Here is a 239-nt window from a genome sequence, read left to right as displayed (position 1 = left end):
GCAATGCCCCACATGGAGACGAGCGCCATGTAGAGCGGGAAACGGGCAGCCCCGGTGGCGCGCAGGGCGTTGATCACCACCAGGTTGAAGGTGCGGCCGGGTTCGAGGATGAGGCTGATGAGGAACAGTTGCGCCACCTGGGTGATGATGTCGGCGTCGTCGGTGAACAGGCTGATGATGGCGCGTCCGTTCAGGGCTGCGGCGATGGCAATCAGGCTGGTGACGATAAGGCCGAGCTT

Annotated in this window: 1 protein-coding gene; it reads right to left on the bottom strand. The window is 63.6% G+C overall.

The window, feature by feature from the left end:
* A partial coding sequence (locus B4920_RS27765) for an MATE family efflux transporter (protein ID WP_254051085.1) occupies positions 1-239 on the bottom strand: 239 nt, incomplete at both ends.

It is taken from the genome of Zoogloea sp. LCSB751 (assembly GCF_002028455.1).
Classification (GTDB): domain Bacteria; phylum Pseudomonadota; class Gammaproteobacteria; order Burkholderiales; family Rhodocyclaceae; genus Zoogloea.
The sequence above is the reverse complement of the archived record's forward strand: the minus strand, read 5'-3'. Positions and strand labels throughout refer to the sequence as shown.